Genomic DNA, 19,859 nt, shown 5'->3' on the forward strand with positions numbered 1-19,859 from the left:
TGGGGATTGAATTAAAAACCAGTATTTTGGTATTGATAAATGTTTATTAAACGTAATTTTTATGGTTCTGTAGTTTAACGGTTTTGTGTTTATGAGCTATCTTTAAATCGTAGCTGTCTGCAACTCATTTTTGTACTGTTCTTTAGGTCTAATGGGCCAATAAAGGCAATCAGTTACTAGAATATATTCAAAGAAGTCCGCACAGCTAGTTTGATCTAGCATTTTTTTGGTATACAAAAGATAGAGAGTGAATATGAGCTCAAGTAATGTAAGTATCTTAAACTTAATTTTTGCAATTTTCCTTCCGCCTATTGGTGCATTTTTGCAAGTCGGCTTCAGTCTGCACTTTTTTATCAATATTGTGTTGACTCTACTTGGTGGCCTACCAGGAATGATCCACGCTATATGGCTTGTTGTTACCAATAAATCGGGTGAGTGATCCAAATTCAATCAATGAGCTAATAATGTGCTAATGCTACATGGTTAGCCCATTGATTCTCCCGAACTTCATAAGTCTCAATTATGAGCCCGGGCTTAGGTAAGCGGTGTTGACCAAACATTGACAGATAGTAGCTCACCATGCTGATATCTTTGGTTTATTAGCCGGCCTGAGAAATTGAACCCGGCCTGATGGAGTATTTTGTTTTTGTCGTAATTGTCAGATAAACAATTTGACTGAAGCAAAACGATACCTAAGGATTTTAAATGTGACTTTGTGAGCGTGATTAGGTCTCTTTTTACATCTAACGTATCGAGATGATCAGCAATGACTATGTTTGAAATATTGGCGACATTGCCATGAGAAAGATATGTAACCCTCACGTACGCGACTATATTATCTAAAAATTCAAATACAAGATAATCATTGCCTTGTTGCATATCGTCAATAATCGCCCGTTCGCCTTGATTAAAGGCTGTATAATGGCAGTTGGTACTAAATTGTAATTTAGCGATATCCATTGCATCATTGTGTTGAGCAAATCGAATCATAGACAAACCCGACGGTATCACATCATGTTCATTGGGCGCTGATGTAATCACATCCAAAACAGAATCGTGCTCTAACTTACCCACTTCTTGTGCTCTTGTTGTGTCAAAGTATTTTGCGATGTACAAAGCATCATGTGAACCGCAATAGCTAGGGACGGCTGCTTCTATTTGATAATCTTTATTTGAAAACAGGCCAAACTGAGATTCGTTGATGATATAGCTAATTTTAGTATTACAGTGTTTATGCGTTTCTTGCTCAATTGAGTCTATAGTGTGTTCTTTTAGACTGGAATTGATCAAGTTGGCGGACGTGAGTCTGTTAACTGTATTAAATTCCAATATGCTATCTACATCCATCGAATTTTTTCTCATTTTACCTGAACTAACTTCATTGAGTCTTTTAATTAGAGCTCTAATGTTTTATTGCCTTTTATCATGGCAAATATAGAGATAATTTTCAAATCCTATCGTTATTTTCGCTTTTAAGTCCTACTTTTTTCATTTTTTTATGTTCTTTTTAATTCGATCACTAATTAAATTTTTATCTTTTTTGAAAAGTAAATTTATATGATAAGTTTGTATGATAAATAAAATTTATCACCATGATAGAGGTAAATTTCGTAAATATGGAAAAAGCATCAAAGAGTCTTTGATAAGTTCTGTCTTGTTACTTTTTGCCAAGTACATAGCAAAAATTTCTCTAGTATAAGTAGGGGGTTTTTCGACCAAAAAAAGTTTTTTCTTGCGTATCAAGTCAAAGCACATTTGTTTTGGTAGGTAAGCCGTACCACCCGCTTCGGTGATGAAGTTTAACGCGATTCTTGGCTGACTCATGGTGTGTTTAATCGCCGTGTTTTCGCAAAAATCACGGACAAATTGACTATTCACAGCCTCGCCATAATCAACTTGGATTATGCTTTTGATTTGGTCTACCTCTAAATTTTGCTGGGTTGATACTAGTTGTAACGGTACTGTACTGACTTTTTCCGTCACGATTTCTTCAATGTAAGGGGGTTCGAATATGAATGCGATGTCTATTAACCTTGCTAGCAGCTGCTTTCTTAATTCCAAAGGAGAGTAATTTTGAATATGAAGTTGAACATCATCTAAGTTCCTATCAATTTTTTGTAGCCAATCTTGTAAAACAATGTCCCAAATTGACATCATGGACCCAACAAATAACTGACTTACATTACCTTCACTTACACCGACTGCTGGTATGGGCAAGATAGCACAGGTTTATGAAAAGAAGAACGAAGAGTCAAAAGACAAGGAAAGCGTTTAAAATAAAAATGCTGCCCCGAAGGACAGCATTTTGGGTCTCTATAAAAGAAAGGAACTGGTTAGAAGTAAGCTCTGACCCCAAGCTTAACATTGCGCCCAGGTAGAGGCGCCTGATCCTTGATGAATGAGCTATGCACAAAGCCTAGTTCGTCCGTCAAGTTTTCTAAATTTAGGTAACCAACCATATCGATACCTTGAACTGCAAAGTCGTAGCTCATGCTTGCATCTACAAGTGTGTAGCCCTTGGTCACTGTCTCATACGATGTGATTTCGTCTTGCTCTAGGTAACGGGTAATTGTCATATCCGCTGAGAAAGGACCTTTTTCATATCCGTAGTTGATACCAAGCTTGTTGCTAGGAATACGCGGTAGGTTTTGGCTATTGTCTAGCTTAGCGCGTAGGTGGTCACCAAAGATTTTAACGCGGTTGACGTCGTTAATTTGGTAATGAACGTCGAATTCTAAGCCGTATAATTCTGCATCTTGACTAACGAACTGATAAACATCACGCGCACCTTCGTGCTCATGATCTGCAACCTCTAATCCGTGTTCAGATGTGAAGAAGTAGTTCGTTTTTTCTTGATAGTAGAAACCCGCAATATCGTTATAGAAGAAGTTCAAAGTGTAACCGAAGTCACCGATGAAACGACGGAAACTAATGTCTAAGTTAGTCGCAGTTTCTTTTTCGATGTCTGTTGGTTCAAAATGAATTTCTGTGCCTTCAATGTGATAGCCAAGACCTAGTTCATATGTGCTTGTTGCAATGTGAAGGCCGTTAGATAGTAGCTCAGCAGTAAGTGGTGCACGCTCTGAACGTGAAAGACTTACAGCAACATTGTGACCTGGCGCATAAGTATAAACACCACCTACAGATGCACTCACATTCGTCATATCAAGCGTGTAATCTGAGATTTGAGTCGTTTTAACTAATGTCTCTTCATGGCCGTGGTCGTGGTCGTGGTCATGGTCGTGCTCATCGTGACCATGCTCGTCATGATCATCTTCATGGCCAATATGTGTTTCAGTAATGCGGCTAGTTAGCTCATAGTTTTCAACACGCGCACCTAACTCTAAAGTAAAGTCACCAAACTCACGCTCTTCTAATACGTAAAACGCATGTGTCGTTGTGTTAGTTGCTGGCGTAAATGCTTCTGCGCCCTCTGCTTCATAGTCGCTGTCAGAGTAGTGGTAACCAAAAATACCATGCCACTCACCGATACGGTGTTCGAAGTTAGTTCTTAGCTCAGTAGTTTCATTTTTGAATACTGTGCCAACCATGCCAGCTTCAATTTCAGCATGTTCATAATCAGTGTAACCAGCGCGTACTTGGATCGATTCAAGCCAGTTGTTATGAAGGGCATAGTTAAATAATGCTTGCCAACGATCTTGTTTTACGCGTGCAAACACATTGTGGTTTTCTTCGTCGTGACCGTGTGCATCTTCATCACCATGGTCGTCGTGGTCGTGCTCATCATGACCGTGCTCGTCGTGGCCATGTTCATCATGATCATGCTCATCATGGTCGTGCCCGTGATCATGGTCATGTCCGTGGTCATGTCCGTGGTCATGACTGTGTGCAGGGATACCATAATCTGTCTCGATGCTACCGTAAGAGAAGCCGACAGTTATATGGTCAGTGACATAGCTTGTGCCAATGTTAAATACTTCAGAGTCGATAAACGTATTATCTACTTTTTCTGCGTATTCAGCTGTGTGCTCCTCACCTTCATGCTCGTCATGGCCATGTTCTTCATGGTCGTGATCATGCTCATCTTCGTGGTGTTCATCATGATCACCAGGTAACTTGAAACTTGGAGTTTCATAGTCACCGCCTTTGCGCTTAACGCCATCAAAGTGGAAGTTGAAGCCGTTATGGCCAGCTTCGAATAGTGCAGCGACTGTATTGGTATTTGAATTTGTATCATGGCTGTAATCAACAGCACCTTGAGGCGCTTCAACAACATCTGTTGGAATACGGTTATCAACAACGTTTACAACACCGCCGATTGCACCTGAGCCGTACAATAGGGTAGCTGGGCCACGAAGTACTTCGATTTGTTCTGCGCTCAATGCGTCGTTAGTATTTGCGTGGTCAGGGCCGATGCGAGAGGCATCACTGCTATCTAATCCATTTTGAGTGATTTTTACACGAGGGCCATCTAAGCCACGGATGATTGGGCTTGACGACACAGGGCCAAAGTAGCTTGCATTGATACCAGGTAGATCTTTTAATGTCTCACCAAGAGTTGGTTTTGCTGAATTCTTTAATTTATCACCACTTAACACTGTTACAGGTGATGCCATCTCCATGTTACTTTTATGAAGCGCTGAAGCATATACGACGATGCTTTCAATAGAGCTTGGTGTCAGTGTAACAGTAACAAAAGGAGAATCAGGGTTTACGTCTAAACGTTGATCGATAAAGTTGTTTTTGGAAACGTGAAGCTCAGACGCTGCATCTACTGCAATAGTAAAGTTACCATTGTCATCTGTTTTGATAGTTTGAGACTTACCGTGTAGGTGAACATTCGCGTTGCTAATAGGGAGGTTGTTGTTATCAACTACTTTGCCGCTTAACTCACCAGCAAACGCTGATGTTGACAGCATTACTGCGCTGACACTCAGAGAAATCAAAGATTGTTTAAACATTGTACTTCTTTTCTGTATGTGATTGTGAACGTGTAATAATATAACACTGCAAAATATATAAAACAATGATGTTATACTATAACTTTATATTTGAATTATGATTGTCTGTTCCTATATTTAAAATAATAAAACGTTTATAGGGCGCAAAGATGACAGGGCCATTTGTCTTCAAAGTAAGATTGAAAATTGCAGATTTATTTCATCAAGCTAATCATCTTGAGACTTTTACAGCTGCGCTTCAAAAGACGGAGACGTTGCAGCATTTTGTACTAAAGCTGATCGCTTACTGTGCTTTGTCATATAAAAATGAGGTTCGTTGGTTAAATAGCAGAGAAAAGCACCACCCAGATGTTTGGCACGAGCTCGAAAGTGGCGAAATAGAAAACGCGCTTTTTGTTGCAAGTCCAGATTTGAGTGAACTTCAGAAATACGCGCGTCTTTACAGTAAACTCATTATTTTTAACACCCATAACGAGCAATGGTTCGACGAGTTAAAGCCTCATCTAGTTGCTTTTCACAACCTAAAAATTTTTGCGATTGAATCGCGTTTTGTTGATGAGCTGGTGGATGCACTGACACGTAGTTTGCATTGGGATGTAATTATTGAAGACGGCGCCATCAGTATCAGTAATGGCGACGATTATTTTCAAAGTGATGTTGTTCGATTAAGTTAGCTTGATGACAACATCTGTAATTGGCTTCGAGCAACATAGTAAAACCTCTCCATCCCTTACAAATGCCAATGGTTCCTGATTGTAAGTAACTTGGCCTTCAACAAGCTTGGCTCGGCACGCACCGCAATAGCCTTCACGGCATTGGTAAGGAATATCGATATTGTTTTGTTCTAGAGTGCATAGTAGAGAAGGTGACTGAGCCGCAAATTTAAGCGGCTCATCATGGTCTTCAATTGAAATCTTCAGTTCTGGCCTTTCTTCCATTACAGGTCGAAATCACCAAAGTCTGAAGCGCTGACTTCAGCATCGATTTGACCTACTAAGTATGAACTGATCTCTGCTTCTTGTGGCGCAACCTGAACGTTATCAGATACTAACCATGCATTGATCCAAGGGATTGGGTTACTCTTATTCTCAAACTGAGCAGGTAGACCGACAGCAGTCATACGCACGTTTGTGATGTACTCGACGTACTGGCATAAGATGTCTTTGTTTAACCCGATCATTGAGCCGTCTTTAAACAAATATTCTGCCCATTCTTTTTCTTGCTCAGCAGCTTCGACAAACATCTTAATCGCTTCTTGCTCACATTGAGCTGCAACAATTGACATTTCAGGGTCGTCTTTGCCTTCTTGCATAATATTGAGGATATGCTGAGTACCAGACAAGTGAAGTGCTTCATCACGAGCGATTAGCTTAATGATTTTGGCGTTACCTTCCATAAGCTCACGCTCAGCAAATGCAAAAGAACAAGCAAAACTGACGTAGAAGCGAATAGCTTCAAGAATATTGACTGACATGATGCAAAGGTAAAGCAACTTTTTAAGTTCAAATAAGTTGATGTGAACTGTTTCGCCGTTGATTTGATGTTTACCTTCACCATACATGTTGTAGATAGATACTTTCTCGATTAACTCGTCGTAGTATTTAGTGACCGAATCTGCACGCTCACTGATCTTTTCATTTTCTACGATATCATCAAAAATAACTTCTGGCTGTTTAGTCACGTTCCTTATGATGTGTGTGTACGAGCGGCTGTGGATCGTTTCACTGAACGCCCATGTTTCGATCCATGTTTCCAATTCAGGAATTGAAACTATTGGTAATAACGCAACATTCGGTGAGCGACCTTGAACGCTGTCTAACAGCGTTTGGTATTTTAAATTACTTAAAAAGATGTGCTTTTCATGCTCAGGCAATGCCTGAAAGTCTAATCTGTCTTTACTTACATCGACTTCTTCTGGACGCCAAAAGAAAGACAATTGCTTTTCAATTAGCTTCTCAAAAATTGGATATTTCTGCTGATCATAGCGAGATACATTAACAGATTGGCCAAAGAACATTGGCTCTTTTAGTTGGTCATTATGTTTTCTGTTAAACGTAGAATACGACATAAATAATACTCGACACCAAAATATTTAGCGGCTATTGCCATAGCTATAACCGCGGAAAAGTTTACAATTTATCATGACTTGAAGTGGTCAAAACCACACTAAAGCGTGTGTTTAGACCCTGCGCCCAAAATGGAATCTACTCACTTCACGTCATCAAACCCAGAGTGTTTTTTCAATATACGAATGTATCACAGAAATAGATTTTTCACCGCAAATATATTTCAGACAATTGACACTTTAGCGTCTTGACAAAAGAGTCTTGTTGAGTGTAATAAAGTATCATAATATTCGGTTTTATTATTATTTTATCTTTTATTACAATTGTTTAAATGAACTCCTTCATTGTTTTCTAATTTTCCTTGCACACAGATTTTTATCGATAAAATGAGAAATGTAAATTTTCATTTGTGTGTTCACCCTAATTCTAATCTACTTTTATTCATTTGAAATTTTTACGAGGTAGTAAAGAATTAATGGAGGTTATAATTTGGCTCAAATTGGTCATTGACAAAAGATGGGTCCCGTTCTAGAAGCTTTAACACTTCAGTCTCATTCCTTGTTCGGTAAAGGGAAGTTCTTGGTGGACTAAATGCGTAAAAGCATTTTGTCCACCAAGCAACTATCGGGTAACTCTAACCTCCGGACCCGCCGGTAGGTGTCCCAACTGTTACATCAACTTGCATATCTTCATTAATATGACGGTATCTGATCATCTTTATAGAATCTAAATTTTCATTAAGGAAAAGCATAATGACAGGGCCATCATCATCGGCACCGTAATTGACTTGAATTCTTGGCTCATCTAAAACTGTGCCATCAGTCCCTCTGCGTCTGTCAAAAATGGCAACTATCATAGATGAGTCATAACTGACACTCGTATCGAAATCGATTGTACCATTAGATTCAATAACCACAGTACCTCGACTATGTCCAGTTCCAGTCACTGAATAAGTATTTGCAAACCCAGTAATTAGCTCAAGATTTTCTATTTGACCGTCTGTAGATTTCTCTGTGAATTGGCCTAAGAAAACACTTTCAAGCGTGCTTAAATTTACTTCATGAAACTTCTCATTTAATACTGATACTGCGTATTTAAAGCCATTTTGCTCGTCTTTATAAATATACTCAGCCCCGACTTTTTCAAACTCATTGATTTGAATTTCTGAGCCGTCATTCGCATCAGGGTTAGGATCAATAAATAGGGCGCCAGAACTAGAGAAAGTAAATTGTACAACTTGTCCATCGTTATATGACGCACCACTAGCGCTCATTGCAAAAGTAAGTGTAAAGGATTTGCCCTTCAGTGCGTCAGGCAGCATGTCACTACTGTCATCAGAATCATCACCGCCAGAATAACCCGGTGTCCAAGTGTAAGTTAGATCTGATGTTGAAGTGACGCCTTGTGTAGAGATTGTGTATTGAACACTGACAACAAGCTTGCTTTCATCTGTGCTAACGAGTTTGAATGAAAAGTCTGAAACTGTAATACCTTGAGACTCGATTTGAGTTTTAATTTGTTTCTCTATTGCGTCTAAATCTTCAGGGTTTGGCGCTGGGACATTTTCTAGTTTGATCTCAGGCAAATTGACAGAAACGCCTGCGGTAGTTGAGGTTCCTGTAATGGTCAAAGTCGGAACAGTATCATCATTGCCTTGATCGTCGTTATCATCATCATCATCGCCACCCGGTATGAGGCCACCAGGTATAAAATCAAATGAAATATCATCTAAGTTTAGATCTTTTAATATTTCCTCTAGACCCTCTAGTGTTTTCTTGATGCTATCTAAAGAGAATATTCCATTTACATCGGCTGAGAGCGCCTCTACGCCGAAGCTACTGGCATATGCGCTAATTTGGCTAGATAAATCTGATACAAAGGTGTCTGCATTGTAAACTGGATTTTCAAATACTTGATCGCCTACTTTTCCATCCAGTACGTTATCTAGAAAATCAGCTTTTAAACTGTTTAAAATTGCAATCGCGGGATTGTCTTGAGTGGCACCTAGTTTAGCAAGCCCTGCAAGCGTTGTTGCGTAAATACCTGCTTGGTCATTGTTAATAGAACCTGCCACGTTTTCTGATACCAGCTGCGGTGCCTGTAAAATGTTATCAAGTGCTGGCGCTAACGCATTTTTAATTTGCTCGTTGACTGCATTCACAGAGTCTGCATCGACCACATTTGCAGAGATTATCGAGTTAGCCGCGATCTCAGTTAAGGTGGTGACACCGACTTGCTCTTGCAATGATGCCATTACTGCACGTAATGTTGTGGTCGACGGCAGCGGCAAAAATTGGCCTTTGGATTCATCGAAATACTCAGACTCGCTGGTTGGTTTTACTTCGACAATGAAAGGGCCAGTTGTACCGCTAGGTACAGTGATGGTTGCCGTTCCATCTTCTCCGGTTGAGCCGGTCGCACCTTCTACTGCTTGTTTATTTGCCAATGTTAGTAATTGGACATCCGCATTTTTTATCAAACCGAGTGATGGGGTGACCGTGACTTTGGTGCTTTGATCTACAGGGGTAGGATTAGTGACTGGATCGTCATCATCATTATCTAAACAGCCAGACAACGATAATAATGCCAAACCCAAGCATAATCCTTGGAATGGTTTATACATGTTCATAGCAATGCCTACAAGGTTATTAAAACAGTTTTGCTATTGCATCTACCAACCAGTCAATTCCTTGTAATTATTGTTTGATACCCATGCTCGCTTCCAGCTAATGTTGAATACGCGATCCAATAGCTTAATAGAATGTAGCCCAAATTTGCTATTTTAGAAGCAATGTGAAAAAAACATGTCGTTAGAGTGTGTCAATTCTATCCACGATCACTTCACGGTGGCTGAATTTACAGGCACTTTCTGTCACCGAGAGTTTATCAAGGTAGCGACCAGCTATGACCGTTGTATCACTGTCATTATTTTTGTTTTTTAGGTATAGAATGAAGTTAGAATTCGCGTTAAGGTTTGAATCTTCATCTAAAAAGATTCGGCTGCTAGTCATAAGGTGAATGGATTTTTTTGTTTTTCTGGCTGATTCAAACCTTGAAGCAAGTGCTTGATGGCCGGAGAGGGAGATATTCAGTCTTTCTACATTAAAGGTTGCGTTTTCAGTAAATAAACTGACGTATTGCTCTGTCGTGCCTTTATCTCTAATTTCAGTATATTGGTATAACGTTTGTTCACAAAGCTGATATGTCGACTGCTCAATTGGTTTAGTAATTGTACAAGCGGTTAAAAACACAAAGGGAATGGCACAGAGCTGTTTCATAAGTTTCCTTGTTATTTTTGTTTGCTTCCTTCTTTTCGTTATTTCGAAGAATGTTTGCTTTTTTTCTTCGTAGCGACAAACCTGGAAGCGAGTGCGTACACAACATACACCAATACCAAAGAATTGCCGAGTACTAATACATCCTTATCCTCAGTTATTAACCACAAAAAAGCGAGTACAACCGCCGCAATGGTGAAGTGTGTAACTAAGGGGTTGGATTTTCTCTTTTTACCCATTAAATAAACCTAAACTAAATTTAAGTCGATATTATAAAGTGAAAATAGAACACAAACCATGCTTTTGGAACGTTTTATTCTGCCTGTTCACCTAAGTCGCTGTTATCAACAGGAATAGATTTTGGTTTCTATTATTGGATAAGAAAGTTACTCAAACTAAAGGATTAATATGAAAGTTGTATTAATGATTTGCTTCTTGACCTAGGTTAATTTTTTACCAGTATTAGGGTTTTAAAATACAGCTAGAGCAGGGAAAACATATGACGGTATATGGCTAAAAGAAAATTACTATGCGTGCTAAGACACATTCTGAGAATCGATTTAAAAAAACTAATATTAGCTTTGGCAACTTGCGGTGTCGTATTGTCGCTATTAAATACGCTGTTCGCCAGCTATCAAGTTCATAAAGAGGCGTTTATTAAAGACACCTTACATGCAAACCAAACTTATGCAACAAAACTTGCAGAGGTTACACAGCTCTTTTTGCAATCTGTGAATAGTCAGTTAAATGTTAGTGCATTCCATATCGCCGAGAATATTGATGATACATCGCTAGTTAATGCTGAATTGGAACGTTTGTTATCGCAAACGAATAGCTTTGACTCTTTGGTTGTGGCGAGTGCTGATGGGCAAATCATAGCTGTGCGTCCTGAACTGCCGGTGCTAGGCCAGTCAATCTCTTCACAGCAACTACATAAAGTAATGTTGCAAAAGCCCGTCGTTCTTGATCCTTTTGTGTCTCCAGCTGGCAATTTGATGATCAGCCCAACGTATCCGCTTTTTGATGGTCAGGGTCAGTATCTTGGCTTTGTTGCTGGGGGCATTTATCTCCATGGTGATACTATTCTTAATCGACTGCTTGGAAGACATCACTATGCAGATGGTTCATATTCTTACGTGGTAGATAAAGCACATCGTATTTTGTATCACCCTGATCCAGATAGAATTGGAGAGCAAGTATCTAATAATGTTGTAATTGATCGCGTTTTAAACGGTCAAACAGGTGCGATGGAGTTGGTAAATAGTAGTGACAAACACATGATCGCCGGCTTTGCTGCTATTCCAATGACTGGATGGGGAGTTGTTAGTCAAAGGCCACTTATTTCAATTTTGAATCAACTTGCAATTACACATAGGTCAGTCGTTTATTCCAGCGTACCTTTTACTATTGTGATTCTAGGATGGGTTTTCGTCGTAGGTTTTTTAATTGCTAGACCACTGACTGTATTGGCAAAGCAGCTAACAGTTGTAGAAAATAAAAACGTATCCGGTGCTGGAGTCAGTGCATGGTATTATGAGGTTGCCAATCTTAAATGTGCTTTATTACAGAGTCACCGTGCGGTTCGGCAAGTGATTAGAGCACTTGATGCGGATAGAAAGACTGACAAGCTTACTGCTTTACACAATAGACTTTCATTGGATCTATGGCTCGAAAATACGATTAAATTTAAAGTGGGGTTTTCTGTGCTGGCAATTGATATTGACCACTTTAAATCAATCAATGATAGTCATGGTCACTGCACAGGCGATAAAGTACTAAAAGAACTGGCGAAATTAATGATTCAAAATGCAAGAGCCGATGATTTTTGCTGTCGGGTAGGTGGGGAAGAGTTTTTAATTTTTATGCCCAACGAATCTCTTTCACAAGCCATGATCACAGCTGAAAGGTTGAGAACCTTGATATCAAATCACATTATGCCTAATGGGATCAGAGTGACGGTGTCTATCGGTGTATCCCAGTGGCCAAATAATTCAATGCAAATAGATAAGGTAATTGAAATGGCTGACAAAGCGCTATATCAAGCTAAGCAAAGCGGAAGAAATAAAAGTTGCTGCTTAGAAGCTGCCTAAATGGTCTTTTTGTACATAAAACAGCTAATCATTTACAAACTTTTAGCTTAGACAATGATCTTTGTCTTAAATGTGGGTAATATGCGCGCCAAATTATAAAATTATTGATTTGGAGTAGTAAATGGGACAGACTTTGAAAGTACCACATACGCTCGTGCTGTTACTCGGCATGATGGTGGTTGCCCTGTTAGCCACATGGGTGGTACCTCAGGGCTTTTTTGAAACAAGCGTAACTGAAAGCGGCAGACAAATGGTTGTCGCTGGTACTTATCAGCTCGTTGAGCAAAAAGAGTTTCTAACTCCTTGGGACCTTCTAACTGCAATTCCTAAAGCATTTGCGCAAGCACAAGATGTTATTTTCTTCGTATTAATCGTAGGTGGTGTACTGAGTATTGCTCGTGCAACAGGTACCGTTGATGCATTGATAGGTCGTTTGTTAGAAAAGCATGGTACTAAGCCACAGCGTCTTATTTTTATGGTTGTTTTTTGTTTTGCATTGGCATCAAGCACAATCGGAACTGCTGGTGAATACATTCCATTTGTGCTGATTTTAGTTGCACTGTGTAAGGCGATGAAGCTTGATGCAATGACAGCTGTCGGCATGATCGTAGCTGGTTACGGCATTGGCTATGGTGTATCAGCATTTAACCCATTTACTGTTCTTATTGCACAACAAATCGCAGATATCCCTGTTTATTCTGGTATTGAGCTTAGATTGGCTATTTTTGTTCCTTTCGTATTAATCGGATTTCACCATGTGTGGAGCTATGCTAAGAAAGTATCAAACGACCCAAGCAAATCAATGATGATTGGTGTGCCTTGTCCTCTTGAAGGTCAAGCTAAACCAAATTACCCTAAACTTAATGGTCGTCACCAAGCTGTGCTATTTAGTTTTATAGTTACTTTATGTATTGCTGTATGGGGAATAGCCACTAAAGGCTGGTATCTTTACGAACTAGGTGGCTTATTTGTCGCTTGGGGTGTTGTGATAGCGGTTATCGGTAAACTATCAGCTGACGAGACTGCAGAGCGCTTTATCGATGGTGTTTCTGAGCTTGTAACAACGGCTGTATTAATCGGTGTAGCACGCGGTATCGCGCTTATCCTTGAAGATGGTCAAATTCTTCATACTCTGGTTTACAGTTTGTCTTCTCCGCTATCTCATGTTGCTGCAGAAATTTCGGCAGTGGGCATGTTAGTGATTCAAACCTTCTTAAATACATTTATTCCTTCTGGCTCTGGTCAAGCTTATGTCACTATGCCTCTGATGGTACCGGTTGGTGATCTTGTTGGTGTGCCACGTCAAGTCGCAGTATTAGCGTATCAATTCGGTGATGGTTTCTCGAATATGATTATTCCAACTAACGCAGTATTGATGGGTATTCTTGGTATGGCCGGCGTACCATATACACACTGGTTCAGATTCTGTTTGCCATTGATTGGTAAGCTATTGCTAGCAGCATCAATCGTATTGATACTTGCAGTAAGCTTTGGTTATGGCTTAGATGTGCAACCAATTATTGAATAAATTTAATTTTTATTAATTAAAAACCGTCTTAATAAGACGGTTTTTTTTTGCGTTTTAATTGGTATTTTTATTCGAAAAATAATATGTTTGTATCCATATTTGGTAAAATGGGTATTAAAAGGTTGAAATATTGTTGAATATATATTTATTAATCTTGTTATTGATATTTTATTGATCTATCTTCATATCTTAAAATATTAATTATCTATCATTGCTAATTGTATTAATTCCGGTTCATATTAATAACTATAATTATTAAAAGATTGTTAAACGATGACGCTATCATTCAGTACTTTTTATAATTTGCCAAGTAGCGAAGCACGTTACGAATTGGCACTAAACTTGATTTACGAGAAGTTTAAACCAGCTCATTGTTTAATAGGTAAATTCATTGATTCAGATACGCGAGTTAAGACAGTGGCGTACTCTGTCAATGGAGAAAAGTCCAATTACATCATTTATGATCTTGAAGGGACGCCTTGCAAAGACGCGAAAGACAGCCAAACTGTGTGCTCTATTAGCTGTAACTTACAGCAAATGTATGCTGAAGATGAGATTTTAAAAATATTTGATATTGACGGTTACCTTGGTGTAACGCTTAGGGCGTTGAACCATAAGCCTATCGGTATCATGGTTTGCTTGTTTGATGAAAAAATAGAAATATCGAACGACGACAAACATTGGTTTAGAGAGCTGAGTTTGCTGGTGGGTGCAGAGCTTAATCATAATTTAGAGCTTACTTCACAAGAGATTTTAGTTAAGCAGCTTGCAAAAGGTGAGCGTATTGCAAGACTTAGTTCTTGGTCTTGGAACATCAGTAGGAATATCCATAACTTTAGTCAAGAGATGCAAACTCTCATCAACGCGCCTGATCAAGAAATTGATTTTGAGTTGTTTTGTGAGAGTTTAAAAAGCAAAGATCAGAAAGCACTCAGAGTCCTGATGCAAAAGCTCAGAAATGGGCAGATAAACCATATTGATATTAACGTTTCTCATCGAGACAGAAGTCAGTTTAAAGGGTTGTTTAGAGTTATAGGGCATATTGAGCGTTCCGACGAGCAAGAAGATGAACGTATTTTTTGTGCGTCCGTGCAAGATATTTCATATATTTACGCGCTTAATAAGCAGCTTGAACTGACCAATGTGGTGTTCGAACATGCTACGGAAGCCATCATGATAACCGATCACAAAAACCGTATCGTGATGGTTAACAGAGCGTTTGAGCGTTTGACTGGGTACTCTGATACTGAACTTCTAGGAAGAAACCCCTCGGTGTTATCTTCAGGTAAACACAGTGAAGAATTTTACGAAAAAATGTGGGCAGTGCTGAGTAAAGACGGGACTTGGAAAGGTGAGATTTATAACCGCAGAAAAAACGGGCAAATCTTCCCCGAAGAGCTAACGCTTAATATTGTTAGAGACGAAGACGATGAAATCGTAAATTATGTTGCGATATTTCGTGACATCACTGATTGGAAACGCAACGAAGCGCAGTTAACATTTTATGCTAATCATGAACCTCTAACGGCATTGATTAACCGCCGTTGTTTTATGGATGTTCTCGAGTCTCGAATTTCCGAAAATCGCAGTACATTGCAGCCTTGTTCTCTTTTGTTTATCGGCCTGGATCACTTTAAAGAAGTAAATGATATTTATGGTCCTGAAATTGGTGATAAGGTGCTTATTTCAGTCGCAAGGCGTTTAAAAAATGGCTTGAGGCGCGCTGATACAATCGCACGCTATGGTGGGGATGAGTTTGCAATTTTGCTAGATGCGACCAATGAACAAAGCGCCTATGATATTGCTTCTAAGCTTTGTGACAAACTTAAACAGCCTTATGTTTATAATGAATTAGCCATAGAGCTGACAGCGAGTATTGGAGTTGCACAGCTAGATTATCGCAAACGCATTACCGCAGCTAAGTTTATTCGCAATGCTGCACACGCGCTAGAAAGTGCAAAAAAGACAAATAGAGGCAATATAGCGCTGCACAATCAAGAGATACAAAATGCTTATCTCAATAAGATTGCGCTTAGAGACAAACTAAGAAATGCAATTAAGCACGAGTTGCTTAATGTGTATTACCAGCCAATTGTTGATCAATCAACAGGTAAGATTGTTAAGTTTGAGGCGCTCGTTCGCTGGTTTGACGATGAGCAAGGTATGATATCACCAGGCGCATTTATACCGATTGCTGAAGAGTTCGGTTTAATCCAGCAAATAGGGCACTTTGTGCTTAAAAAAGCGTGTCAGGATTTAAATAAAATTCATTCATTGGGCTACAGTGATGTGAGCATATCGGTGAACAGATCTGTGAATGAATTTAAAGTGAGCAACAATCAGTTTGATTTAATAACTGAAGCTATCGAAAACGCCAATATTCCTTTTAATAGCTTGACTGTCGAAGTGACTGAGTCGATGGCGACTAATCACTATACGTGGAAGCTACTCGCAGAATTACGGGAAAAGGGGGTAAAAATTGCGTTAGATGATTTCTGCACCGGTTACTCGTCTTTGAGTCACTTAATTGAAAACCAAGTAGACTACTTGAAAATTGATAAATCCTTTGTTGATAGTCTGCTGCAAGATAAAAGCAAGCAGATCATGATTTCTTGCTTAGTTGATATGGCAAAGCAATTGGGGATCAAAGTAATTGCTGAAGGAGTTGAAAGTGAAACGCAGCTGAGTGTACTAAATGAACTCGGGTGCGATCATATCCAAGGATATTACTATAGCCCGGCAAGACCAATCGGTGCTTGCATACATCTTTTAGAAGAGTTTAACGGTGAAAGCGCTATTGAGTTTGATTTGTTGAATTTAAGTTCTAACAGGATATAAAAACATTCAATCCATTAAAACCTGATTTATCTGGGTTTTAATGGATTGAAAATTGACCGTTTTAAATCTGTCCGGTTTGATCTTAATTTGAATGCTTGGTGTCATTAAATACAATTATATAAATAAAAAGCTGTATTTAAGTTGTCTAATGGGCAAGTCAAACGGAGAGAGCCAGAATCACCTAGCTCTCTAATACCATGTATTTAAATATGTGGTTTTAGAATGTCGTAAAACGCTTCTATGTGGTCATCTCTGTCATTGAGTGCAGGAATATAGTCATATCGTTTACCGCCAGCTTCAATAAAATACTCTCTATTTTCTTCCTCTAACTCTTCCAGTGTTTCTAAGCAATCTGCGCTGAATGCAGGGCTTAAGATGGCAATGTGTTTTGTACCTGACTGCGCAAGCTCCTTGAGTGTGAAGTCAGTGTAGGGCTTTAGCCATTCTTCACGGCCAAATCGGCTTTGAAAAGTGGTCATTACTTTGTCTTTGTCTAAGCCGAGTTTAGCCACAACAGCGTTTGTCGTTAAATGACAAAAGCAATGGTACGGGTCACCATTGGTCAAAAACTTTTTCGGCGTACCGTGATAGGAGAATAATATTTTATCTGGTGTTGGGTTGTGCTCTAAATACTCTTGAACAGAGTTGCTAAGAGATTCGATATATTTTTCATTGCCGTGATATCCATTGATAAAATGAAGTTCAGGTACCCAGCGCCATTTAGTTAATACCCGAGAGACTGCATCAAAAGTTGAGCCGGTCGTTGCACTCGAGTATTGAGGGTAAAGTGGTAGTACAACAATTTTAGTGATGCCTTTTTCACGTAACTCTTCTAAACCGGCTTCAATAGATGGATTGCCGTAACGCATGGCCATCACTACTTCAACATCATTATGGTCTTGCTCTTTTAAATATTCACGCAGTTTATGGCATTGTTTCTTTGTTATATCGATAAGTGGTGAGCCTTGCTCGGTCCAAATACTTTGATATGCTTTGGCTGACCTACTTGGCCTGATCCTGAGTATGACACCGTGCAATATCATCATCCAAATAATGCGTGGAATTTCTACAATACGTGGATCTGATAGAAATTCTCTTAGATAAATTCGAAGGGCTTGTGTGGTCGCTGCGTCAGGGCTGCCCAAATTGGTGACGAGTACGCCAACTTTACTGTTGAAACGGTTCTCATGAGGGTTGTCAGTAATTGCCGAAAATCTGGACACTTAGCACTCCTTGGTGGCATTTTAAAACGGGTAGTATTTTACAGTAAAGCGTATACGTAAAACACGCTTATTTGGATCTAACTGCGGCGTTTTTAATTTAAATCATGTCAATACGTCTTAAAATTGTAGTAATAGAGTGAAAATAGGTTGCTTATGTCAGGTATAAGTCGTATGTTCCTCTATCCAGCGTCGAGTTTAAGCGTAATTTGCAGAGAGTTTTAAGTTAAATGCGAGTTAATCAACCAGTTACAAATCGTGAACAGCGGTTTGCACCAGAAGATAAGCTGATTTCAGTTACTGATTTGAAAGGCACAATCATTGACTGTAATGAGCACTTTATAAATATAAGTGGCTACTCAAAAGAAGAATTAATTGGCCAACCTCATAATATAGTCAGACATCCTGATATGCCTGAATTGGCATTTAAAACCATGTGGACGCAGCTAAAAGCTGGTAAGCCTTGGATGGGAATGGTCAAAAACCGTTGTAAAAACGGTGATTTTTATTGGGTAGATGCTTATGTCACTCCAATGACAGAGAATGGACAAGTTATCGGTTATGAATCGGTTAGAACATGTCCTAGCCGTGAAAATATTGCAAGGGCAGAGACCTTGTATCGCTCGATTCAAAGTGGCGCTAAATCAGCGATTAAGCTACCAAGATTAAGAACTATTTGGCCTGTTGCTGCATTTGCAAGCTCACTCGCTTTGTACGCGTTTGGCTCTGAATCAGGTGCTTTTGCTTGGCTTATGCTCAATAGTGTCGCGATTTTCGGATACAATCGATATCGTGATAATGAGCAACTCGAAAGAATTAACCAAGTTTTAAAACACAGTTTTTGCGATGATGTATCTAAACAAGTGTACTCACCTTGGCAAGGGAAAATGGCTGAATTGCACGTAAAATTATTAAGTGAGCACGCGCATTTAGACACGGTGATTACACGAATTGAACATGCGTCAAACCAAGTTACCTCAGGTGCAGAACAAACAACAGATAAAAGTCGTTCAACAACCGAGCAACTTACTCAGCAGCAACAAGAAACAGAGTTGGTTGCAACCGCTATGAATGAGATGGCGACGACTATTCATGAAGTGTCCCAAAACGTGCAATCTACCTCAGCGGATGCAACCGATGCGCTTGAGCTTGCAAAAGAAGGTGCTAAAAGCTCTGAAGAGACTAAAGCGTCAATTGAAAGCCTTGGTTCAACCGTGATTGACATCAAAGACTCAGTATTAGGCGTAGCGCGTCAAACAAGTAAAATTGCAGATGCGGCACAAATCATTGAGCAAATCGCTGAGCAAACTAACCTACTTGCTTTAAATGCGGCCATTGAAGCAGCTCGAGCAGGAGAGCAGGGGAGAGGCTTTGCAGTAGTTGCTGATGAAGTTAGACATCTTGCCCAGCGCACACAAGAGTCAACTAAAGAGATCCATGCAATTATCGATGAATTAACGCAAAGTACGCAAGAGTCAGAAGTGATTGCACAGCGCGGTGAGACTGAATCTCAACTTGGTATTGAGAAGCTGAATGCATCAACACAAAAAATTGAGCATATTTACTCTTTGATTGAAACAATGAGCGTGAACAGTATGCAAATAGCTGCTGCTGTAGAAGAACAAGCGACTGTTTCTGAAGATATTAATAAGCAAGTCGTTAATATTGCTTCTTTGGCCAATTCAAGTGTGATGAGCTCACAAGAAAGCCAAGAAATTAGCGAAGAACTAACACGCGTTGCTAAAGATATGCATGAGCTTGTGGTAAGATTCAAGAGATAACAAAAGGGCCCCACGGCCCTTTAAAGCTTACCAAGAAGAACACATCATACATAAATATGCTTTAATAATGTTTAACATAAGTGCATATTACTTATAATCAAATTTTATCAAAGGAATAGAAGGTTTAGATTGAAGGTCG

At 39.4% G+C, this 19,859-nt stretch carries 14 protein-coding genes; 6 read left to right on the forward strand and 8 right to left on the reverse strand.

What is annotated here, in order from left to right; genetic code table 11:
* The first annotated feature begins 253 nt into the window (after positions 1-253).
* Entirely contained in the window at positions 254-439 is a 186-nt protein-coding gene (locus N477_RS17705; RefSeq protein WP_063360053.1) for a YqaE/Pmp3 family membrane protein, read from the forward strand.
* A 95-nt stretch (positions 440-534) separates the two neighbouring features.
* Here N477_RS17705 and N477_RS17710 read toward each other — a convergent pair whose 3' ends face one another.
* The 3 genes from N477_RS17710 to N477_RS17720 all read right to left on the reverse strand — a co-directional run bounded on the left by N477_RS17710 (position 535) and on the right by N477_RS17720 (position 4,922).
* Positions 535-1,362 carry a hypothetical protein gene (locus N477_RS17710; protein WP_155731948.1) on the reverse strand — a complete coding sequence of 276 codons (828 nt, stop codon included), beginning with the start codon at positions 1,360-1,362 and terminating at the stop codon, positions 535-537.
* Between the two features lie 225 nt (positions 1,363-1,587).
* The gene (locus tag N477_RS17715; RefSeq protein WP_231098038.1) at positions 1,588-2,217 is read right to left on the reverse strand and encodes a LysR substrate-binding domain-containing protein; all 630 of its coding nucleotides are present in this window, start codon (positions 2,215-2,217) and stop codon (positions 1,588-1,590) included.
* 116 nt (positions 2,218-2,333) lie between these two features.
* The gene (locus N477_RS17720) at positions 2,334-4,922 is read right to left on the reverse strand and encodes a TonB-dependent receptor (RefSeq protein WP_063360050.1); all 2,589 of its coding nucleotides are present in this window, start codon (positions 4,920-4,922) and stop codon (positions 2,334-2,336) included.
* 149 nt (positions 4,923-5,071) lie between these two features.
* Here N477_RS17720 and N477_RS17725 point away from each other — a divergent pair, with 149 nt between their 5' ends.
* On the forward strand, positions 5,072-5,596 hold the full coding sequence (locus N477_RS17725) for a YaeQ family protein (protein WP_063360049.1): 525 nt from the start codon (positions 5,072-5,074) through the stop codon (positions 5,594-5,596).
* Here N477_RS17725 and yfaE read toward each other — a convergent pair.
* From yfaE to N477_RS17745, 4 genes are all read right to left on the reverse strand, one after another.
* Positions 5,588-5,860, reverse strand: a complete 273-nt coding sequence (yfaE, locus tag N477_RS17730) for a class I ribonucleotide reductase maintenance protein YfaE (protein ID WP_063360048.1) — start codon at positions 5,858-5,860, stop codon at positions 5,588-5,590. The two genes, N477_RS17725 and yfaE, sit on opposite strands and share 9 nt — an antisense overlap.
* Entirely contained in the window at positions 5,860-6,990 is a 1,131-nt protein-coding gene (gene nrdB / locus N477_RS17735; protein WP_063360047.1) for a class Ia ribonucleoside-diphosphate reductase subunit beta, read from the reverse strand. The genes yfaE and nrdB overlap by 1 nt, the downstream gene beginning before the upstream one ends.
* Positions 6,991-7,622: 632 nt before the next feature.
* On the reverse strand, positions 7,623-9,617 hold the full coding sequence (locus tag N477_RS17740) for a hypothetical protein (protein ID WP_063360046.1): 1,995 nt from the start codon (positions 9,615-9,617) through the stop codon (positions 7,623-7,625).
* Between the two features lie 181 nt (positions 9,618-9,798).
* A complete protein-coding gene (locus N477_RS17745; RefSeq protein ID WP_063360045.1) occupies positions 9,799-10,266 on the reverse strand; it encodes a nuclear transport factor 2 family protein in 468 nt (155 codons plus the stop codon).
* Positions 10,267-10,865: 599 nt separating this feature from the next.
* On the opposite strand from N477_RS17745, the gene N477_RS17755 reads away from it, so the two are divergent.
* The 3 genes from N477_RS17755 (at position 10,866) to N477_RS17765 (ending at position 16,719) form a co-directional block, all read left to right on the forward strand.
* Positions 10,866-12,353: a sensor domain-containing diguanylate cyclase gene (locus N477_RS17755; RefSeq protein WP_196760655.1), complete on the forward strand. Its 1,488-nt coding sequence runs from the start codon at positions 10,866-10,868 to the stop codon at positions 12,351-12,353.
* Positions 12,354-12,474: 121 nt separating this feature from the next.
* Positions 12,475-13,881 (forward strand): YfcC family protein, encoded by a 1,407-nt coding sequence (locus tag N477_RS17760; protein ID WP_063360042.1) that lies wholly within the window; start codon positions 12,475-12,477, stop codon positions 13,879-13,881.
* Between the two features lie 273 nt (positions 13,882-14,154).
* Complete coding sequence (locus N477_RS17765; protein WP_063360041.1) at positions 14,155-16,719, forward strand: putative bifunctional diguanylate cyclase/phosphodiesterase; 2,565 nt, start codon at positions 14,155-14,157, stop codon at positions 16,717-16,719.
* Between the two features lie 203 nt (positions 16,720-16,922).
* Here N477_RS17765 and hemH read toward each other — a convergent pair whose 3' ends face one another.
* The gene (hemH, locus tag N477_RS17770; RefSeq protein WP_063360040.1) at positions 16,923-17,942 is read right to left on the reverse strand and encodes a ferrochelatase; all 1,020 of its coding nucleotides are present in this window, start codon (positions 17,940-17,942) and stop codon (positions 16,923-16,925) included.
* 227 nt (positions 17,943-18,169) lie between these two features.
* Here hemH and N477_RS17775 point away from each other — a divergent pair, with 227 nt between their 5' ends.
* Positions 18,170-19,720: a methyl-accepting chemotaxis protein gene (locus N477_RS17775; RefSeq protein WP_063360039.1), complete on the forward strand. Its 1,551-nt coding sequence runs from the start codon at positions 18,170-18,172 to the stop codon at positions 19,718-19,720.
* The last annotated feature ends 139 nt before the right edge of the window (positions 19,721-19,859 follow it).

Source organism: Pseudoalteromonas luteoviolacea H33-S, assembly GCF_001625695.1.
Taxonomy (GTDB): domain Bacteria; phylum Pseudomonadota; class Gammaproteobacteria; order Enterobacterales; family Alteromonadaceae; genus Pseudoalteromonas; species Pseudoalteromonas luteoviolacea_B.

Bases quoted from the DNA above. Each gene is read 5' to 3' on its own strand.
- N477_RS17705 (WP_063360053.1), top strand. From the start codon at position 254: ATGAGCTCAAGTAATGTAAGTATCTTAAACTTAATTTTTGCAATTTTC.
- N477_RS17720 (WP_063360050.1), bottom strand. From the start codon at position 4,922: ATGTTTAAACAATCTTTGATTTCTCTGAGTGTCAGCGCAGTAATGCTG.
- N477_RS17775 (WP_063360039.1), top strand. From the start codon at position 18,170: ATGCGAGTTAATCAACCAGTTACAAATCGTGAACAGCGGTTTGCACCA.
- nrdB (WP_063360047.1), bottom strand. From the start codon at position 6,990: ATGTCGTATTCTACGTTTAACAGAAAACATAATGACCAACTAAAAGAG.
- N477_RS17760 (WP_063360042.1), top strand. From the start codon at position 12,475: ATGGGACAGACTTTGAAAGTACCACATACGCTCGTGCTGTTACTCGGC.
- N477_RS17725 (WP_063360049.1), top strand. From the start codon at position 5,072: ATGACAGGGCCATTTGTCTTCAAAGTAAGATTGAAAATTGCAGATTTA.
- N477_RS17710 (WP_155731948.1), bottom strand. From the start codon at position 1,362: ATGAGAAAAAATTCGATGGATGTAGATAGCATATTGGAATTTAATACA.
- yfaE (WP_063360048.1), bottom strand. From the start codon at position 5,860: ATGGAAGAAAGGCCAGAACTGAAGATTTCAATTGAAGACCATGATGAG.
- N477_RS17740 (WP_063360046.1), bottom strand. From the start codon at position 9,617: ATGAACATGTATAAACCATTCCAAGGATTATGCTTGGGTTTGGCATTA.
- N477_RS17765 (WP_063360041.1), top strand. From the start codon at position 14,155: ATGACGCTATCATTCAGTACTTTTTATAATTTGCCAAGTAGCGAAGCA.
- N477_RS17745 (WP_063360045.1), bottom strand. From the start codon at position 10,266: ATGAAACAGCTCTGTGCCATTCCCTTTGTGTTTTTAACCGCTTGTACA.